This is a genomic window from Mesorhizobium sp. ES1-6 (assembly GCF_020164775.1).
Classification (GTDB): domain Bacteria; phylum Pseudomonadota; class Alphaproteobacteria; order Rhizobiales; family Rhizobiaceae; genus Mesorhizobium.
The window spans coordinates 125534-138861 of record NZ_JAIUGU010000007.1 but is presented as its reverse complement, the minus strand read 5'-3'; the positions used below and the strand labels follow the sequence as shown (position 1 = coordinate 138861).

General features: G+C 63.4%; 11 protein-coding genes and 1 other RNA gene. 8 read left to right on the top strand and 4 right to left on the bottom strand.

Going from position 1 to position 13328, the window contains the following annotated elements:
* Positions 1-21: 21 nt before the first annotated feature.
* The 3 genes from ssrA (at position 22) to LB564_RS18920 (ending at position 1580) form a co-directional block, all read left to right on the top strand.
* Positions 22-382, top strand: a transfer-messenger RNA (tmRNA) gene (gene ssrA / locus LB564_RS18930).
* A gap of 103 nt (positions 383-485) precedes the next feature.
* The gene (locus LB564_RS18925; protein ID WP_224540006.1) at positions 486-1052 is read left to right on the top strand and encodes an AAA family ATPase; all 567 of its coding nucleotides are present in this window, start codon (positions 486-488) and stop codon (positions 1050-1052) included.
* A 90-nt stretch (positions 1053-1142) separates the two neighbouring features.
* On the top strand, positions 1143-1580 hold the full coding sequence (locus LB564_RS18920) for a VOC family protein (RefSeq protein ID WP_224540004.1): 438 nt from the start codon (positions 1143-1145) through the stop codon (positions 1578-1580).
* A gap of 89 nt (positions 1581-1669) precedes the next feature.
* On the opposite strand, the gene LB564_RS18915 is transcribed toward LB564_RS18920, so the two are convergent.
* Positions 1670-2875, bottom strand: a complete 1206-nt coding sequence (locus tag LB564_RS18915; protein ID WP_224540002.1) for a multidrug effflux MFS transporter — start codon at positions 2873-2875, stop codon at positions 1670-1672.
* Between the two features lie 185 nt (positions 2876-3060).
* Here LB564_RS18915 and LB564_RS18910 point away from each other — a divergent pair, with 185 nt between their 5' ends.
* The 4 genes from LB564_RS18910 to LB564_RS18895 all read left to right on the top strand — a co-directional run bounded on the left by LB564_RS18910 (position 3061) and on the right by LB564_RS18895 (position 4880).
* Positions 3061-3750 (top strand): TetR/AcrR family transcriptional regulator, encoded by a 690-nt coding sequence (locus LB564_RS18910; RefSeq protein WP_224540000.1) that lies wholly within the window; start codon positions 3061-3063, stop codon positions 3748-3750.
* A 146-nt stretch (positions 3751-3896) separates the two neighbouring features.
* On the top strand, positions 3897-4436 hold the full coding sequence (locus LB564_RS18905) for an SspB family protein (protein WP_140701858.1): 540 nt from the start codon (positions 3897-3899) through the stop codon (positions 4434-4436).
* 7 nt (positions 4437-4443) lie between these two features.
* Complete coding sequence (locus tag LB564_RS18900; RefSeq protein WP_224539998.1) at positions 4444-4653, top strand: DUF4169 family protein; 210 nt, start codon at positions 4444-4446, stop codon at positions 4651-4653.
* On the top strand, positions 4650-4880 hold the full coding sequence (locus tag LB564_RS18895) for a ribbon-helix-helix domain-containing protein (protein ID WP_224539996.1): 231 nt from the start codon (positions 4650-4652) through the stop codon (positions 4878-4880). Before LB564_RS18900 ends, LB564_RS18895 begins: the two co-directional genes overlap by 4 nt.
* On the opposite strand, the gene LB564_RS18890 is transcribed toward LB564_RS18895, so the two are convergent.
* The gene (locus LB564_RS18890) at positions 4877-6676 is read right to left on the bottom strand and encodes a chloride channel protein (protein WP_224539994.1); all 1800 of its coding nucleotides are present in this window, start codon (positions 6674-6676) and stop codon (positions 4877-4879) included. The genes LB564_RS18895 and LB564_RS18890 overlap by 4 nt on opposite strands.
* 165 nt (positions 6677-6841) lie before the next feature.
* On the opposite strand from LB564_RS18890, the gene LB564_RS18885 reads away from it, so the two are divergent.
* Positions 6842-7303, top strand: coding sequence for a MarR family winged helix-turn-helix transcriptional regulator (locus LB564_RS18885; protein ID WP_224539992.1), 462 nt, complete (start codon positions 6842-6844; stop codon positions 7301-7303).
* A 38-nt stretch (positions 7304-7341) separates the two neighbouring features.
* Here the strand turns inward: LB564_RS18885 and LB564_RS18880 are convergent, their stop codons facing one another.
* Together LB564_RS18880 and LB564_RS18875 are read right to left on the bottom strand one after the other, a co-directional pair.
* On the bottom strand, positions 7342-9024 hold the full coding sequence (locus LB564_RS18880) for a phospholipase D-like domain-containing protein (protein ID WP_224539990.1): 1683 nt from the start codon (positions 9022-9024) through the stop codon (positions 7342-7344).
* 231 nt (positions 9025-9255) lie between these two features.
* On the bottom strand, positions 9256-13254 hold the full coding sequence (locus tag LB564_RS18875; protein WP_224539988.1) for an AsmA-like C-terminal region-containing protein: 3999 nt from the start codon (positions 13252-13254) through the stop codon (positions 9256-9258).
* Positions 13255-13328 lie beyond the last annotated feature (74 nt).

Sequence of the window (13328 nt, the reverse complement as noted above, 5' to 3'; positions counted from 1 at the left end):
ACAGGCACAAAGCCTCATTGCGGTCTTTCAATTCTCGCCGCCACCCCCTATATTCGTTTTGTCGGCTTGACCGACTATGGCGATAAATGGGCGATGAAATAAGCCGTTCGGACCCGGGGGCGGTACCCGGCGCCTCCACCAAAAGCCGCTGTCGAGGACAGAGCGGTTTTTGATGGGGGCGAAATAGGATCGACGAAGGTGTAAAGATCGTACTTTTGCCCGGCATTGTACCACCGTCATCGGGCTAAACTTATAGTTGCCAACGACAACTATGCGGAAGCACGTCTCGCTGCTTAATGCAGTGCGATAGCTTCAAATCAAGCCCTAGGGGTTCGCACTTCTAGGCGGGGTTCGGAGGTACCTGGCAACAGAAACCTCCACTTCTCCCCTCTCGATATCATCACACAACGGCAGGCTCGCACCGGCCGGCTTCGCATGGCCGCTTGGCCGCGAAACCGTCGCGCATTCTGCCCCATGGACAAGAGATGCAAAACGATTCCCATCGATTCTTCGTGCTGACCGGCGGTCCGGGTTCCGGCAAGACGACTTTGATCGAAGCCTTGCGTCGAGCAGGCTTTGCGACATCCGTCGAGGCGAGACGCGGCATCATCCGAGACCAATCCGCCATCGGTGGAACCGCCCTGCCCTGGAGCGATCGCGCATTGTTCGCCGAACTGATGCTGTCTTGGGAGATGCGCTCGTATCGGAATGCGAGCGAACAGGAAGGGCCTGTCTTTTTCGATCGCGGCGTGGCCGACACGCTCGGCTACCTCAGGCTTTGCGGCCTGCCGGTGCCCGATCATGCCGTCAACGCGGCGGAGAAAATCCGCTATGCGCGCCGCGTCTTCATTGCCCCGCCCTGGCCGGAAATCTTCGCGCAGGACCAAGAACGCAAGCAAACGCTCGACGAGGCCGAGCGCACCTATCACGCGCTGGTCGGCGTCTACACGGAACTGGGCTATGAACTGGTGACCTTGCCGCTTGCCCCAGTCGAGGAACGTATACGCTTCCTCCTCGACGCTGCTGGATTGCCGCCGACGTCGCGGACATAAAGAGGTCGGAGAAATCCGGCCCTTTCCTGTGCGTTGTTGGACCAGGCGATGCCTTGTAGACTGAAACGACACCCCTTGGAGATCGGAAATATGGCGCTCAAGCGAATGGACAACGTGGGAATCGTCGTCGAGGACCTCGCGGCGACGATTGATTTCTTTCGCGAACTCGGCCTCGAACTCGAAGGGCGGGCCACGGTCGAAGGAGAATGGGCCGGGCGTGTCACCGGACTGGGCGATCAGCATGTCGAGATCGCCATGATGCGCACGCCGGACGGCCATAGCCGGCTGGAGCTCTCCCGCTTCCTCAAGCCGACTGTCGTCGAGGATCACCGGAATGCCCCTGTCAACGCCTTGGGCTACCTGCGCGTCATGTTCACCGTGGACGACATCGACGCTACGCTTGAAAGGCTTCGCACGCGCGGCGCGCAGCTCGTGGGCGAAGTGGTCGAATACCAGGACGTGTATCGGCTCTGCTATATCCGTGGGCCTGGCGGGCTTCTCATCGGCCTCGCCCAGGAACTTCGCTGAGCGCGTCAGCCGGACAGCAGTTTGTGCCGGATGCCCTGCACAAAAAAGGCCGGGATCGACCCGGCCTTTCCCGCTTCAGTGAGCTGTGCCTATTCCGCCGGCGCTTCGACCGCGTCCCGCGAGCGGCCCAGGGTGACCTTCGCCAGCGCGAACGAAATCACCGCGCACAGGGTGATGCCGGCGACCATCGGCAACGGCGTGCCGTCGAAGAACACGCCCGCAACGCCCATGGCGAGCGCGCCGATGGCAAAGTGCAGCGTGCCCATCAGCGCCGACGCCGTGCCGGCGATCTCGCCATGCTCTTCCATCGCCAGCACCGACGTGGTCGGGATAACGAGGCCAAGGAAGCCGTAGCCGACGAACAGCAGCGCCGCCATCACATCGAGCCTGTCGACACCGGAAGCCATGATCGCGAACAGCGCCACCATCGTCGTGGCATAGCCGGTCACCGCCACCCACACCACGCGCTTCAGCCCGAAGCGTTCCGAAAGCAGGCCGGTCAACTGCGACATGCCGATGAAGGCGACCGCGTTGATCGAGAAGAACACGCTGTAGACCGAAGGCGACAGCCCGTAATGGTCGATCAGGATGAAGGACGAACTCGACAGATAGACAAAGAAGCTCGCAATGCCGAAGCCGGCGATCGACACCAGGCCAAGGAAGTTGCGGTCGCCCATCAGGAAGCGGTAGCCGGCAAGCGCGGTGCCGAAGGAGGACCCGACGCGCTCTTCCGCAGGCCGCGTCTCCTTGAGCGCCGTCGCGAGCAGGATGGTGGCAAGCACCGCGGCACCCGTCACCGTCCAGAACACGGCGCGCCAGCCGAAATTCTCGATGATCTGGCTGCCGGTCAGCGGCGCCAGGATCGGCGACACCGAGAACACCAGCATCAAGAGCGACATCAGCCTGGCGGCCTCGTTGCCGGTGTGCAGGTCGCGCACGATGGCGCGCGGAATGGCCATGCCGGCACTGGCGCCAAGCCCCTGCAGGAAGCGGAAGGCGATCAGCCACTCGATGGTCGGCGCCATTGCCGAGCCGATGCCGCCGACCATGAACAGCGCCAGGCCGCCATAGAGCGGCAGCTTGCGGCCGACCATGTCGGAGATCGGCCCGACGACGATCTGGCCGAAACCCATCGACAGGAAGAAGATCAAAAGGCTCATCTGCACGGCGGCGGTGCCGGCATGCAGATCGGTGCCGATCGACGGCAGCGCGGGCAGATACATGTCGATTGCGAACGGGCCGATGGCGGACAACAGGCCGAGCACGACCGCGATGCGGAGGAATTTGGGACTCATGATATTGGCTTCTTTCGAATCTGGTTGCCGCCGCCAGGCGACGTCTGACCCCAGGACGTTCCATCCCGTGGAGTTCCGACTCCTGGAGCGAATTTATTCGTCCCTTTGGAGTGAAACCCCTTATATCGTGTCCACAAATTTAGACACTCTTGTCCAAATCGTCAATCACCTCTATATAGATTTCCATGAGACCGGGCGTTTCTCCTGACACTTTTCCGCCACGCGGCCACGAGGCCAAGCGCATGTCGATCGTCGACGCCGCCGCCGGCGTGTTCTGCCGCGAGGGTTTCGCCGGCGCCAATATCGACCTGATCGCGGCCGAGGCCGGCGTTTCGCGCCAGACCGTCTATAACCACCATGGCGACAAGGAAAAGCTGTTCATCGCCGTGGTGCGCGACCTGACCGAGCGCTGCAACGCCGGCATTTTCGCCACCATCGCCACCTTTCCCGACCAGCCTGGGGATCTCGAGGCCGACCTGATCGCTTTTGCGGTTCGGCTGAACCAGAACTGCATCTGCAACCGCGACGGAAAATTCCTGCGCAAGCTGATCCAGACCGAGGGTGAGCGCTATCCGGAGCTGTTTGCCGAGTGGCGCGAACAGGGGCCTGGCAGGACATGGCCGGCAATAGCCGCCCGTTTCGCCCGCCTCGCCTATGGCGGCCATCTCACGATCGACGATCCCGACGTGGCGGCGCGCCAGTTCCTCGGCCTCGTCAATGCCGAATTGCAGACCACCTTCATGCTCGGCGGCACGCCGAGCGAGGATGAAGTGGTGCAGTCGGCGACATCAGGCGTGCGCACCTTCCTGCGCGCTTTCGGCAAGCGCCCTTCCCCGACCAGCGTCAAAAGACACACTGCGCTGGCTAACGCATAACATTTGCGGTTGCGGCGAAGCCGCCTTGCCGATCAAATCATTTGCAATAGTCCTGGCTTCGGCGCGGCGGCGATCTATATCAGGTTTACGCCGCCCTCAAGCTTGATTACAGCTATGCGGACGATTCAACGGAACCCGACCACCTCATGGCCGACGACCACATCCGCTACGACATTCTGGCCCAGGAGGCGTTGCGCGGCGTCATGCGCAAGGTCCTGGCCGAGGTCGCGCGCACCGGCCTCCCCGGCAACCATCATTTCTTCATCACCTTCCTGACCGGCGCGCCCGGCGTGCGCGTCTCGTCGCGGCTGCGCGAGCGCTATCCCGAGCAGATGACCATTGTCATCCAGTTCCAGTATTGGGATCTGAAGGTCACCGACACCGGCTTCGAGGTCGGCCTCTCCTTCTCCGACGTGCCGGAGAAACTCGAGATCCCGTTCTCGGCCGTGCGCGGTTTCTATGATCCTTCGGTCAATTTCGAGCTCGAATTCGACGTCAAGACCGATGCGCAGCCCGAAGAGGAACCGGCCGCACCGGCGCCCGAACCGCTGACCATCGTCTCCGAGAAGAAGCCGAAGGCGGACAAGAAGGCCGCCGCCGCAGAACCGGAAAAGAAGCCCACCGCCGCCGATGCCGGCACCAAGGGCGCCGAAGTGGTTTCGCTCGACGCCTTCCGCAAGAAATAGGCTTGGGATGGCCGACATCGTCAACCTTCGTCAGGCCCGCAAGCAGAAGGCGCGGGCCGACAAGGAACAGACGGCCAGTGAGAATCGCGCCTTGCACGGCCGCACCAAGGCCGAAAAGCAACGCGACCGCCTGATCGCCGACAAGAGCGCAAGGTTCGTCGCGGGGCATCACCGCGAAAAGTCCGGCGAAACGAGCGAGCCCAGTGACGGTCAATGAGCGCCGTCGAAAAACGCTCGGTGACCATTCGCGGCCATCGCACCAGCTATTCCCTCGAAAAGCCTTTCCATGACGATCTCGTCGCGATGGCGGCGGCAAGGAAGCTGACGCTCGCCTCCCTGGTCGCCGAAGTCGACGAAACGCGGCCCCGCGACACCAACCTGTCCTCGGCGCTCAGGCTGCGTGTCCTGGAGTGGGCAAAGCGCGGCGCCGCCGGCGAGGTTTAAGAAGAAACCTCGCCTTCCTCTTTCCGGCGTCTGCTGCCGAAGCCAAGCAAGGTCGAGCGTTCGCGCTCCTCGGCCTGCTTGCGCGAGCGCACCCGCATAAGATCCTTCCACCCGACATAGCCGATCAGTTGCTGGTCTGCGCGAGTGACGACAGGCAGGTGCGATACATTGGCCGTCAACAATTTGTCCGACAGCCCTTCCAGATATTCGTCTGGATAGGCGAGCGTCACCTTGCTGCCATTAAGCAGTTCGCCGAGCGTCGTCGTCCTGTGCTTGCCGGCACGGCGCCAGCGCAGGATCGCCGGCGGATCGATGAGGCCGAGCACCTGCCTGTTTTCGTCGATCACGGGAAAGCTCGGATGCCGGGTTTCCGGTGCGGTCAGGAAGGCGGCCGCCCCATGCAGCGTCATCGTCGCCGGCACGCTCTCGACATGCGACGTCATCACCTCTCGAACCCTGGTCAGCGCGAAGGGGTCGACGCGATATTCGCGCACAAGGTGGTGCCCTCGCCTGGCGATCTTCTCGGTCAGGATCGAACGCTTCATCAACAGCACGGTGACCGCGTGCGCCGCGGCACAGGCCGCGATAAGCGGCACCAGCACATGCGTGTTGCCGGTCAGCTCGACGGCGAAGAAAGTGGCCGTCAGCGGCGCGCGCATCGTGCCCCCCATGGTGGCGGCCATGGCCAGCAGCGCCCAGAAGCCCGGGTCCGCCGCCGGCATGACCCCGGCAAGCACCGCGCCCATTGCGCCGCCCATGATCAGAAGTGGCGCGAGCACGCCGCCCGAGGTTCCCGAACCGAGCGCCACCGACCAGATGACAGCCTTGACCACCAAAAGCAGCAGCGCCGCGGTGGCGATCGTGCGGCCGTCCAGCATGTCGGCGATGTTGTCATAGCCGACGCCGAGCGCCCGAGGGTCGATCAGGCCGCCTATGCCGACCGCAAGGCCGCCGAGCATCGGCCACCACATCCAGTGGATCGGCAGCTTCTGGAAGCCGTCCTCGCAGGCATAGACCATCTGCGTCAGCAGCCCGGACAAAAGACCCGCGCAAATGCCGACCAGCACCCAGCCGCCAAGACCGAGGAAGGAAATCGCCATGCTGCCCTGGAACGGAAAGATCGGCCCCGGCATGTGCAGCATCGTGCGCTCCACCTCCGCCACGATGGCCGCCACCGCGACAGGGATGAAGCTGCGCGGCGTCCATTCGAACAAAAGCAGTTCGACGGCCAGCATGATGGCGGCGACCGGCGTGCCGAACACGGTGGTCATGCCCGCCGCCGCACCCGCCACCAGCAGCGTCTTGCGCTCGTTGTCGCTGACCGGCAGCATCTGCGCGATCAGCGAGCCGATGGCGCCGCCGGTCATGATGATCGGACCCTCGGCGCCGAACGGCCCGCCGGAGCCGATCGAGATCGCCGACGACAGCGGCTTCAGGATCGCCACCTTGGCGTCGAGCCTGGAGCGCCCGAGCAGGATCGCCTCGATGGCTTCGGGAATGCCGTGGCCGCGGATCTTCTCGCTGCCATATCTAGCCATCAGGCCGATGATCAGTGCGCCGATGACCGGAACGACGACGGCGGCGAGCCCGAGCGGCGTATCCTGCAGCTTCAGCTCGGCAAGCGAGAACTGGCCGAAATAGGCGATGTTGGTGGCCAGCCGTATCAGCTTCAGAAGCGCGATGCCGGCAAACAGCCCCGCGGTCGCCACCACCACCGCTATCGCGGCGACGAGCAGCACTCTGGCGTCCGTGGTGAAATCCCTGAGATGACCGGGATTGGAATTGTGGGTCTTCATGGTGGCTTTGCTTCCTGGCGGCGGCCGTGTCTGGTTTTTGCGGCACGGTCGAAGTGACCAGCCGGCTGTCGGTCGGCCATGTATCGTAACACGATATATATGTTCAAGCCGGTTTCGTTCGAAATTTCGTTTGAGCTTTCACCGGAAAACGAAGACATCTGCGACATGACGCAGCCGCCCAAGACACTACAGCCCAAGACACTACAGCCCAGGACCCCCCGCTCCGCCATCCGGCAATCCGACTACGAGCGGCTGTCGGAATTCCGCTACCTGATCCGCCGCTTCCTCGAATTCAGCCAGGTGCAGGCCGAGGACGCCGGCCTGACCCCGCGCCAGCACCAGGCGCTGCTGGCGATCAAGGGTTTTCCAGGTGGCGGGCCGGTGACGGTTGGCGACCTGGCGGAGCGCCTGCGCATCCGCCACCACAGCGCCGTCGAACTGGTCAACCGACTCGGCGAGGCAGGACTGGTCGTGCGCGATCAGGACAAGGACGATCACCGCCGCGTGCTGCTGCGGCTGACCGGGCGCGCCGACGATTGCCTGGCCGAACTGTCGGTCGCGCATCTCGACGAACTCTCACGCATCGAACCCATGCTGCGGCGCCTGCTCGACGAGGGCCACGACTGACGCCTCGGCGTCCCGCTGCAGGCCTGCCGAACGTATGCTCAGCCCGCGAAATACAATCGCCTAGCCATGCGAGCGCTCCTGTCCTGAGGATCGAAATAGGAAGTGGTCCAGTCTTCCTTTTCGATCAGGAAGCCCTGCTTCATATCCTCGGGCTTGGCGTCCGGATTTTTCTGCAGGAATATCTGGACAGCCTCGCGGAAAGCGTAGTGGGAATAGAGCCGCATATACTCTCCCAGATAGATGTCGGCGACCCGGGTATCGCCCTTGATGACGAGCATATTCTCGTCGTTGGTTTTTGTGCTCGCCTCGCTGAAATTGGCCGAGCCGGTCACCACGACAGGTTCGTCCGACAAGGGGTCGACCAGCATGAATTTCAGGTGAATCCAGTGAACGTTGACGGGATTGGTGATGCGATCCAGCTCTTTCAGCCACTGGTCGAAATTGTTGAGCGTGATCCGATTGCCGATGGCCACGACAACGTTGGTTCGCGCCTGAAGCTTGCGGATGGCCGCAATCTGGGCTTCCTTGTTTTTGCCGTTCCACCCCTTTTCCATGAGGCCGAAGCGTAGCACGGCGTCGTCCTTTCCGTAGACATCGCGAAAGGTCTCGTTCATGCCGAATGCGAACGTCATGAAAAGCGCATCCTTGGCGCTCCCGGCGAGCTCTCCGTACCAATCCATCGCGTCGAGATTTGCGCGAGGGGAAAAGACCGGCGCCATCCCTTCCACGAAGGTCGTCGCCGGAGCCGGCGTCTGGTCGATCGTCCAGGTTTTGTAGGAGCTGCCGCTGGAGGTCTCCGGGTCGGTTCTGAGCTTTTCGTAGAAGGCGAGGTACTTGTCCGCGATGTCCTTGTTCTCGGTGACATGTGTGCAGTTCGCGTGTCCGAACAGGCCGTTTTCGGTAAGATTTGTCGAACCGAACAGCACGGCCTGGGATACCCCATTCTCCGTCAGCACCAGGAACTTGTTGTGCATCAAAGTGCCTTTGGTGCGAGGCACGGTGATCGATTTTATCTTGCTGGCGCCAATCGCGGTTTCGTTTTTCGTGTGTGGTCCCGTCGCGTTGTCGATATCATCGAAGACCACGGAGACGTCGACACCGCGGGCCTTTGCCGCTCGCAGTTCGTTGAGCACTGTCGGCCATTGGAATTCGTAGAAGGCTCCTCTCAGGGCAAAGCCGTTACCCGTGGCGCGTTGAATGAACGCGATGATACTCTCGATAAGCCCGCGCGAAAGCCAGTCATAGGCAGCCGGCCCGACATCCTTTGGCATCTTATTTTGAAAACGACGGGCATATTCCTGCGTTGCGGGTGAACCGCGATTGAAGTTGATCGTGTGCTTGGCTCCGACGATCGGCTCGGTGGTGACTTCGACATCGACTGAAACACGCTGCTCAAGTGCTCCCGGGTCACCATACATCGCGACGATCGTGTAGACGTAGTTGTGAGCGGGCTTGGCGCTGTAGTCCGCCCATTGGAAGCTCTGGAACGGATGAAACAAACTGGAGTATTGTCCTCCCGCGGCCGGATGAGGCTCAACGCTTTCAAAAACCTTCGCGCCGGACATCCAGTAAGATTCGCCTTCCGACTTGTCGGCACGCTTGATGCCAAAACCGCGAAGACCTTGACGCATCGCATCGGTAATGTTCAGGCCGAGAATGACGACGTGAGATCCAGCCACTGCATTGACCGTAAGCCCTTTGTTTGTCTGATGATTTCTCATTTTCCACCCCACCCCCTGCCTTCCCCACCGCGCACTTCGGCGCGGCCAGCAAGCTATAGAGTACTCCCAATACTCTCGGTTTTAAATCGACATGAACTCTTCTATATGAGTATTTTTACTTGCCACAGACCAATCATTCCTGAGACTGTACTTAGCCGGCTTGGCATGGCAGCGTTCCAAGATTGCGTGCGCGGGCGCCCGAAACCGGAAAGGCTGTCCTTGTAGGGCCAGCTACTGCAGCGACTTCAACAGATTGTCGACCGTGAAGGGATTGGCTTTCGGCTTGGCCGGAGCCGGATTGTCGTTGGCCGGCGCAGGCTCGGCCTTGGGCGCCTGCTGCGCCGCCTTGCGCTCGGCTTCGAGCCTGGCCTTTTCCTGGGAGGCGATGCGCATCGCCTCCTCCGCCTTCTGGCGCTCCTGCTCGGCCTGCGCCTTGGCCGCCTCGTCGGCTGCCTGCTGTTCCGCCGCGGCCTTGGCCTCGGCATCGGCCTTAGCCTTCGCGTCCGCGTCCGCCTTGGCCTTTGCTTCCGCCTCGGCCTTTGCTTTAGCCTCCGCTTCGGCCTGTGCCCGAGCGTCGGCTTCCGCCTTCGCCTTGGCGTCGGCCTCGGCTTGCAGGCGCGCCGCTTCCTCCCGTTGGCGCAGTTCCTCAGCGGCCTTGTCGCGGGCATCCTGAAGTGCCGCGTAGTAGCGTACCTCGCGCCGCAACCGTTGTTTCTCGAGCAGCGCGGCCTGCATCGCCTCGACGCGCTGCTGTTCTTTTTCCAGCGCGCGCTGGGTCAGGAACTGCGCCAGTGGCTCGCTGTCGAACTGTCGTTTGACGGCGCCGAACGGCCCCTCGGCGGTGAAATTCACGGCCGGTTCGGAGCCGACCAGCGCTTCGTCGCCGGGCCGATAGGTGACCGCGCCCTTGGCCAAAACCGTGCTGGCGTTGAGGTCGGCCGTGATGTCGGCCGACAAGGTCGCCGCCGGATTTTCAAGGCTGATCGGCGGCGCCCTGAGCGTGCCACCGGCAATCGTGAAGGCGACCTCGGCGTCCTTTGCCTTAAAGCTGCCGTCGGCGGCGATGCCGGGCGCGAAGCCGGCGGTCTTGGCGGCGTCGATATCGCGGCCGATCGCATCCGCCTTGGCGAGGAAGGCGCTGAAGGCATCGGGATTGACGCCGGCGATTTGCAAACCCTTCAGCGTCGCCGTGCCGGATCCCGACAGGGCGGCGACCATTGCGTCGACCGACTTGCCGCTGGTCGACAGCGTCGTCGAAAAATCGCCAGTGCCGCCGATGCCCGCATCCGGCAACACGTCCGCCAGATCGGCGCCCGCCAGTTTCATCTGCCCCGTGAAAAGCCCCGTGCCCTCATTGTTCTTCAACTCGAACAGGCCGGTCAGCGCCCCGCCGAGGAACTTGGCCTTGAGATCGGCCACTCGAATGCCTTCCGGGTCGAGTTTGAGCGAGAAGGCCGCGTCATAGGCGGTGGCGAACGGGCCGGCGGCCAGCGACGCCGTGGTCAGGTCGAGATCGGCGGTGAACGGCAGGCTGGACTTCTGGCTGAACGGCGCCGACGGCCATACGCCGGGCCTGTCACTCTTGTCGGCATTGTCGCTCTTGTCGGCCCCTTTCTTGTCCAGGAGAAAAGCGGAATCGCCAAACAGCGCCACCGCCATCGGATCGAGGTCGAGTTCGTCGAGCGCCAGCGCGCCGGCCAGATGCGGCACGCCGTCCTTGCCGTCCACGCCCGGCTTCACATCGAGATTGATGTCGCCGGACACGGCCGCCTCGTTGATGGCGCCACTGAGCCCGGAGAGCACCAGCAGGCCGTTGCCGTAATCGGCCTGCGCGGCCAGCGATGTCGACATGCCCGCCCCCATGCCGGGCAGGCCGATGCCCGTCGTCATCAGCCATGGCTCGATGTCGGAGGCGTCGAGGTTGACCTTGCCCTTGGCCATCGGACCTTGTGGCGTGTCGGCGAGCGTTCCCTCGAAGCCGGCCTTGAAGTCGTTGCCGGCAAGGCTGAAGCTTGTCGTCAGGCCGCCGCCAAACGTGCCCTTGGCCTGGATGTCGGTGCTTGCCTCCCCCAGCATGCCGAGTGGCAGCGCCGGCAGACCGTAGAGCGCCAGCAAGGCGGTGGCGTCCGGGTTTTTGGCATTGAAAGTCAGTGTAACCGGGGCGTCGGCTAGCTTGTCCACAACGCCCTTCCCCGACAACGAGGCGGAAAAGGCCGAGCCGCCGGCCTTGCCTTGCCCGCTCGCCGCCAGGCCCGTGGTGCCGTCGCCATTGTCGGCGGCACTGGCCACGAGGTCGATGCGCGCATCCTGGAAAAGGTCGGGATAAGCGGCGGCGCGGCCTGCTAGCCCCTTCAGCACGGCATTGTCAGGATAATGCCGTGCCGCGACATCGATCAGCGGTTTCAGGTCGACGGCGACCACCGAGGCGTCGAGCTTGCCGGTCGGGCTCGCCGGGAAATCCTTGATCCGGCCGGTGGCGCTGATCGAGGCGCCAGCCAGTCCCCCGACCGACAGCCGGTCGATTTCGAGCAGCCCATCCCGCAGCCTGAGCGCGGTATCGACCGTGTCGGCGGTCAAGCCGCCGGCGCTGACCGGCCCGGCCTTGATCTGGAAATCGAGGTCGCGGTCGGCGAAGCGATTGGCGCCCTTGTCGCTGACGAAGATCGAGGCGAAGGCCGCCAGCCCGTCGACATCGAGATCGCCGCCCTCGAGCCGCATCAGCACCGAGGGCCTAGCGTCGTCGGGCTGGCTGGAATCGATGCGGCCGGAAAACTTCGCCTTGCCGAGGATCAATTCGAGATCGCTGAAGGACTGATGGTTGGCTGAAAGGTCCACCTTGGCCTTGAAGCCGGCGGCGGGCAGACGGCGGATCGCCTCGTCGACATCCTTCGACAGCCACGCCGCGAAACCTGAAGGTTGCGCCACCGCCAGCAGCAACGAGCCGGTGAAGCCGAAATGGCTCTGCACGTTGAGCATGACCTTGCCGTCGGCTTCCAGCTTGGTGCGGCCGGGCAATGTCGCGGCGAGCGATTTCACCAACCAGCCGTCATCGACCGGCTCGGCGGAAAGATGGACATCACGCACCGTGGTGTCGCCGGCCACCACCGCCGGCAGCTTGACCTCGACCGTGCCGGGAATGGTCGGCTTCGGCAGGTCGAGCAGCGCCTGTTCCAGCCCCGCGATGCGCTGGTCGAGCGTCAGGCCGGCACCAGCCTGGGCGCCCACCGCCTCGTCGAACTGCACCTGCGCGCCATTGGCCTCGATGGCAAAACTCGGCTTCTGGCCGAGATCGACCGAGGCCTTGCCGTCGGCGGTGTAGGGATTGTCGAGCGGACCGGTCTCGAAACGGAATTCATCGACGCCAAGCTTCTGGTGGTCGAGCGAGAACTTGCCGTTCAGCCGGAAGCCCGGATCGGGCTTGCCGGCGCTGACCTTCACCGTCTCGCCATCCGTGCCGCGCAGCTCGGCTGAATTTTGGCCCGTACTATCCTTGTCCGCACCCGAAATCTTGAACTGGCCGGAATAGACGGCCGCGCCGTTGACGATGCCGGCATTGCCGTCGGTCTCGATGACCAGCGGATAGGCATCGGGGTCGGCCTTCAGCCGCAGCCGCAACTGCCCGGAGGGCTCGGCCTTGCCGGTCGACGCCGTGACATTGGTGCGCAATCCGTCGAGGCGCAGCGTGCCGTCCATGCGCCATGGGCCGGCCAGCGACTTGGCCGAAATGGTCGAGTTGATCTCGGAAAAGATATGGCTGCGGCCGCCGGCGGCATGGCGCAGTTCGATCTGCCCTTCCGTCACCGTCAGCTTCTCGATCGAGACCTGGCCGGGGTCGAACGGCGAGGACGGGCGCATCGCCCAGTCGACGGTCCCGTCGGCGGCGATGTCTATGGTCGCCCTCGGCCGCACCAGCCGCATGTCGAAGATCAGCACCTCGCCGCGCAGGAAAGGTGCGAGTTCGGCGTCCATCGAAAACGTCTCGACGGTCATGGCCGGCTGGCCGCCGGGACCGCCAGCCACAGCGACGTTGGAAAAAGTCACCGAGGGGAACGGCAGCAGCCTTGCCGTGGCGTCGCCCTGCACGGTGACCTTGCGGCCGAGTATGGCGCTTGCCTCGCGCTCGAACTCGGCGCGGTAGCCGGTCCAGTCGACAAAATACGGCACCACCAGCGCCGCAAGCAGCACCAGCACGAACAGGCCACCGAAGATCACGAACAGGCGTGCGAGCATCAGCTCCGAACAGGTTGATTGCAATTCCGCCGCACTCTACCCGCATCCGCGTGTCGATAAAGAGGCAATTCATC

What these genes read in the sequence shown, in the direction of transcription:
- LB564_RS18925 (WP_224540006.1), top strand. Translation starts at nt 486, where the DNA reads ATGCAAAACGATTCCCATCGATTCTTCGTGCTGACCGGCGGTCCGGGT.
- LB564_RS18920 (WP_224540004.1), top strand. Translation starts at nt 1,143, where the DNA reads ATGGCGCTCAAGCGAATGGACAACGTGGGAATCGTCGTCGAGGACCTC.
- LB564_RS18915 (WP_224540002.1), bottom strand. Translation starts at nt 2,875, where the DNA reads ATGAGTCCCAAATTCCTCCGCATCGCGGTCGTGCTCGGCCTGTTGTCC.
- LB564_RS18910 (WP_224540000.1), top strand. Translation starts at nt 3,061, where the DNA reads ATGAGACCGGGCGTTTCTCCTGACACTTTTCCGCCACGCGGCCACGAG.
- LB564_RS18905 (WP_140701858.1), top strand. Translation starts at nt 3,897, where the DNA reads ATGGCCGACGACCACATCCGCTACGACATTCTGGCCCAGGAGGCGTTG.
- LB564_RS18900 (WP_224539998.1), top strand. Translation starts at nt 4,444, where the DNA reads ATGGCCGACATCGTCAACCTTCGTCAGGCCCGCAAGCAGAAGGCGCGG.
- LB564_RS18895 (WP_224539996.1), top strand. Translation starts at nt 4,650, where the DNA reads ATGAGCGCCGTCGAAAAACGCTCGGTGACCATTCGCGGCCATCGCACC.
- LB564_RS18890 (WP_224539994.1), bottom strand. Translation starts at nt 6,676, where the DNA reads ATGAAGACCCACAATTCCAATCCCGGTCATCTCAGGGATTTCACCACG.
- LB564_RS18885 (WP_224539992.1), top strand. Translation starts at nt 6,842, where the DNA reads ATGACGCAGCCGCCCAAGACACTACAGCCCAAGACACTACAGCCCAGG.
- LB564_RS18880 (WP_224539990.1), bottom strand. Translation starts at nt 9,024, where the DNA reads ATGAGAAATCATCAGACAAACAAAGGGCTTACGGTCAATGCAGTGGCT.
- LB564_RS18875 (WP_224539988.1), bottom strand. Translation starts at nt 13,254, where the DNA reads ATGCTCGCACGCCTGTTCGTGATCTTCGGTGGCCTGTTCGTGCTGGTG.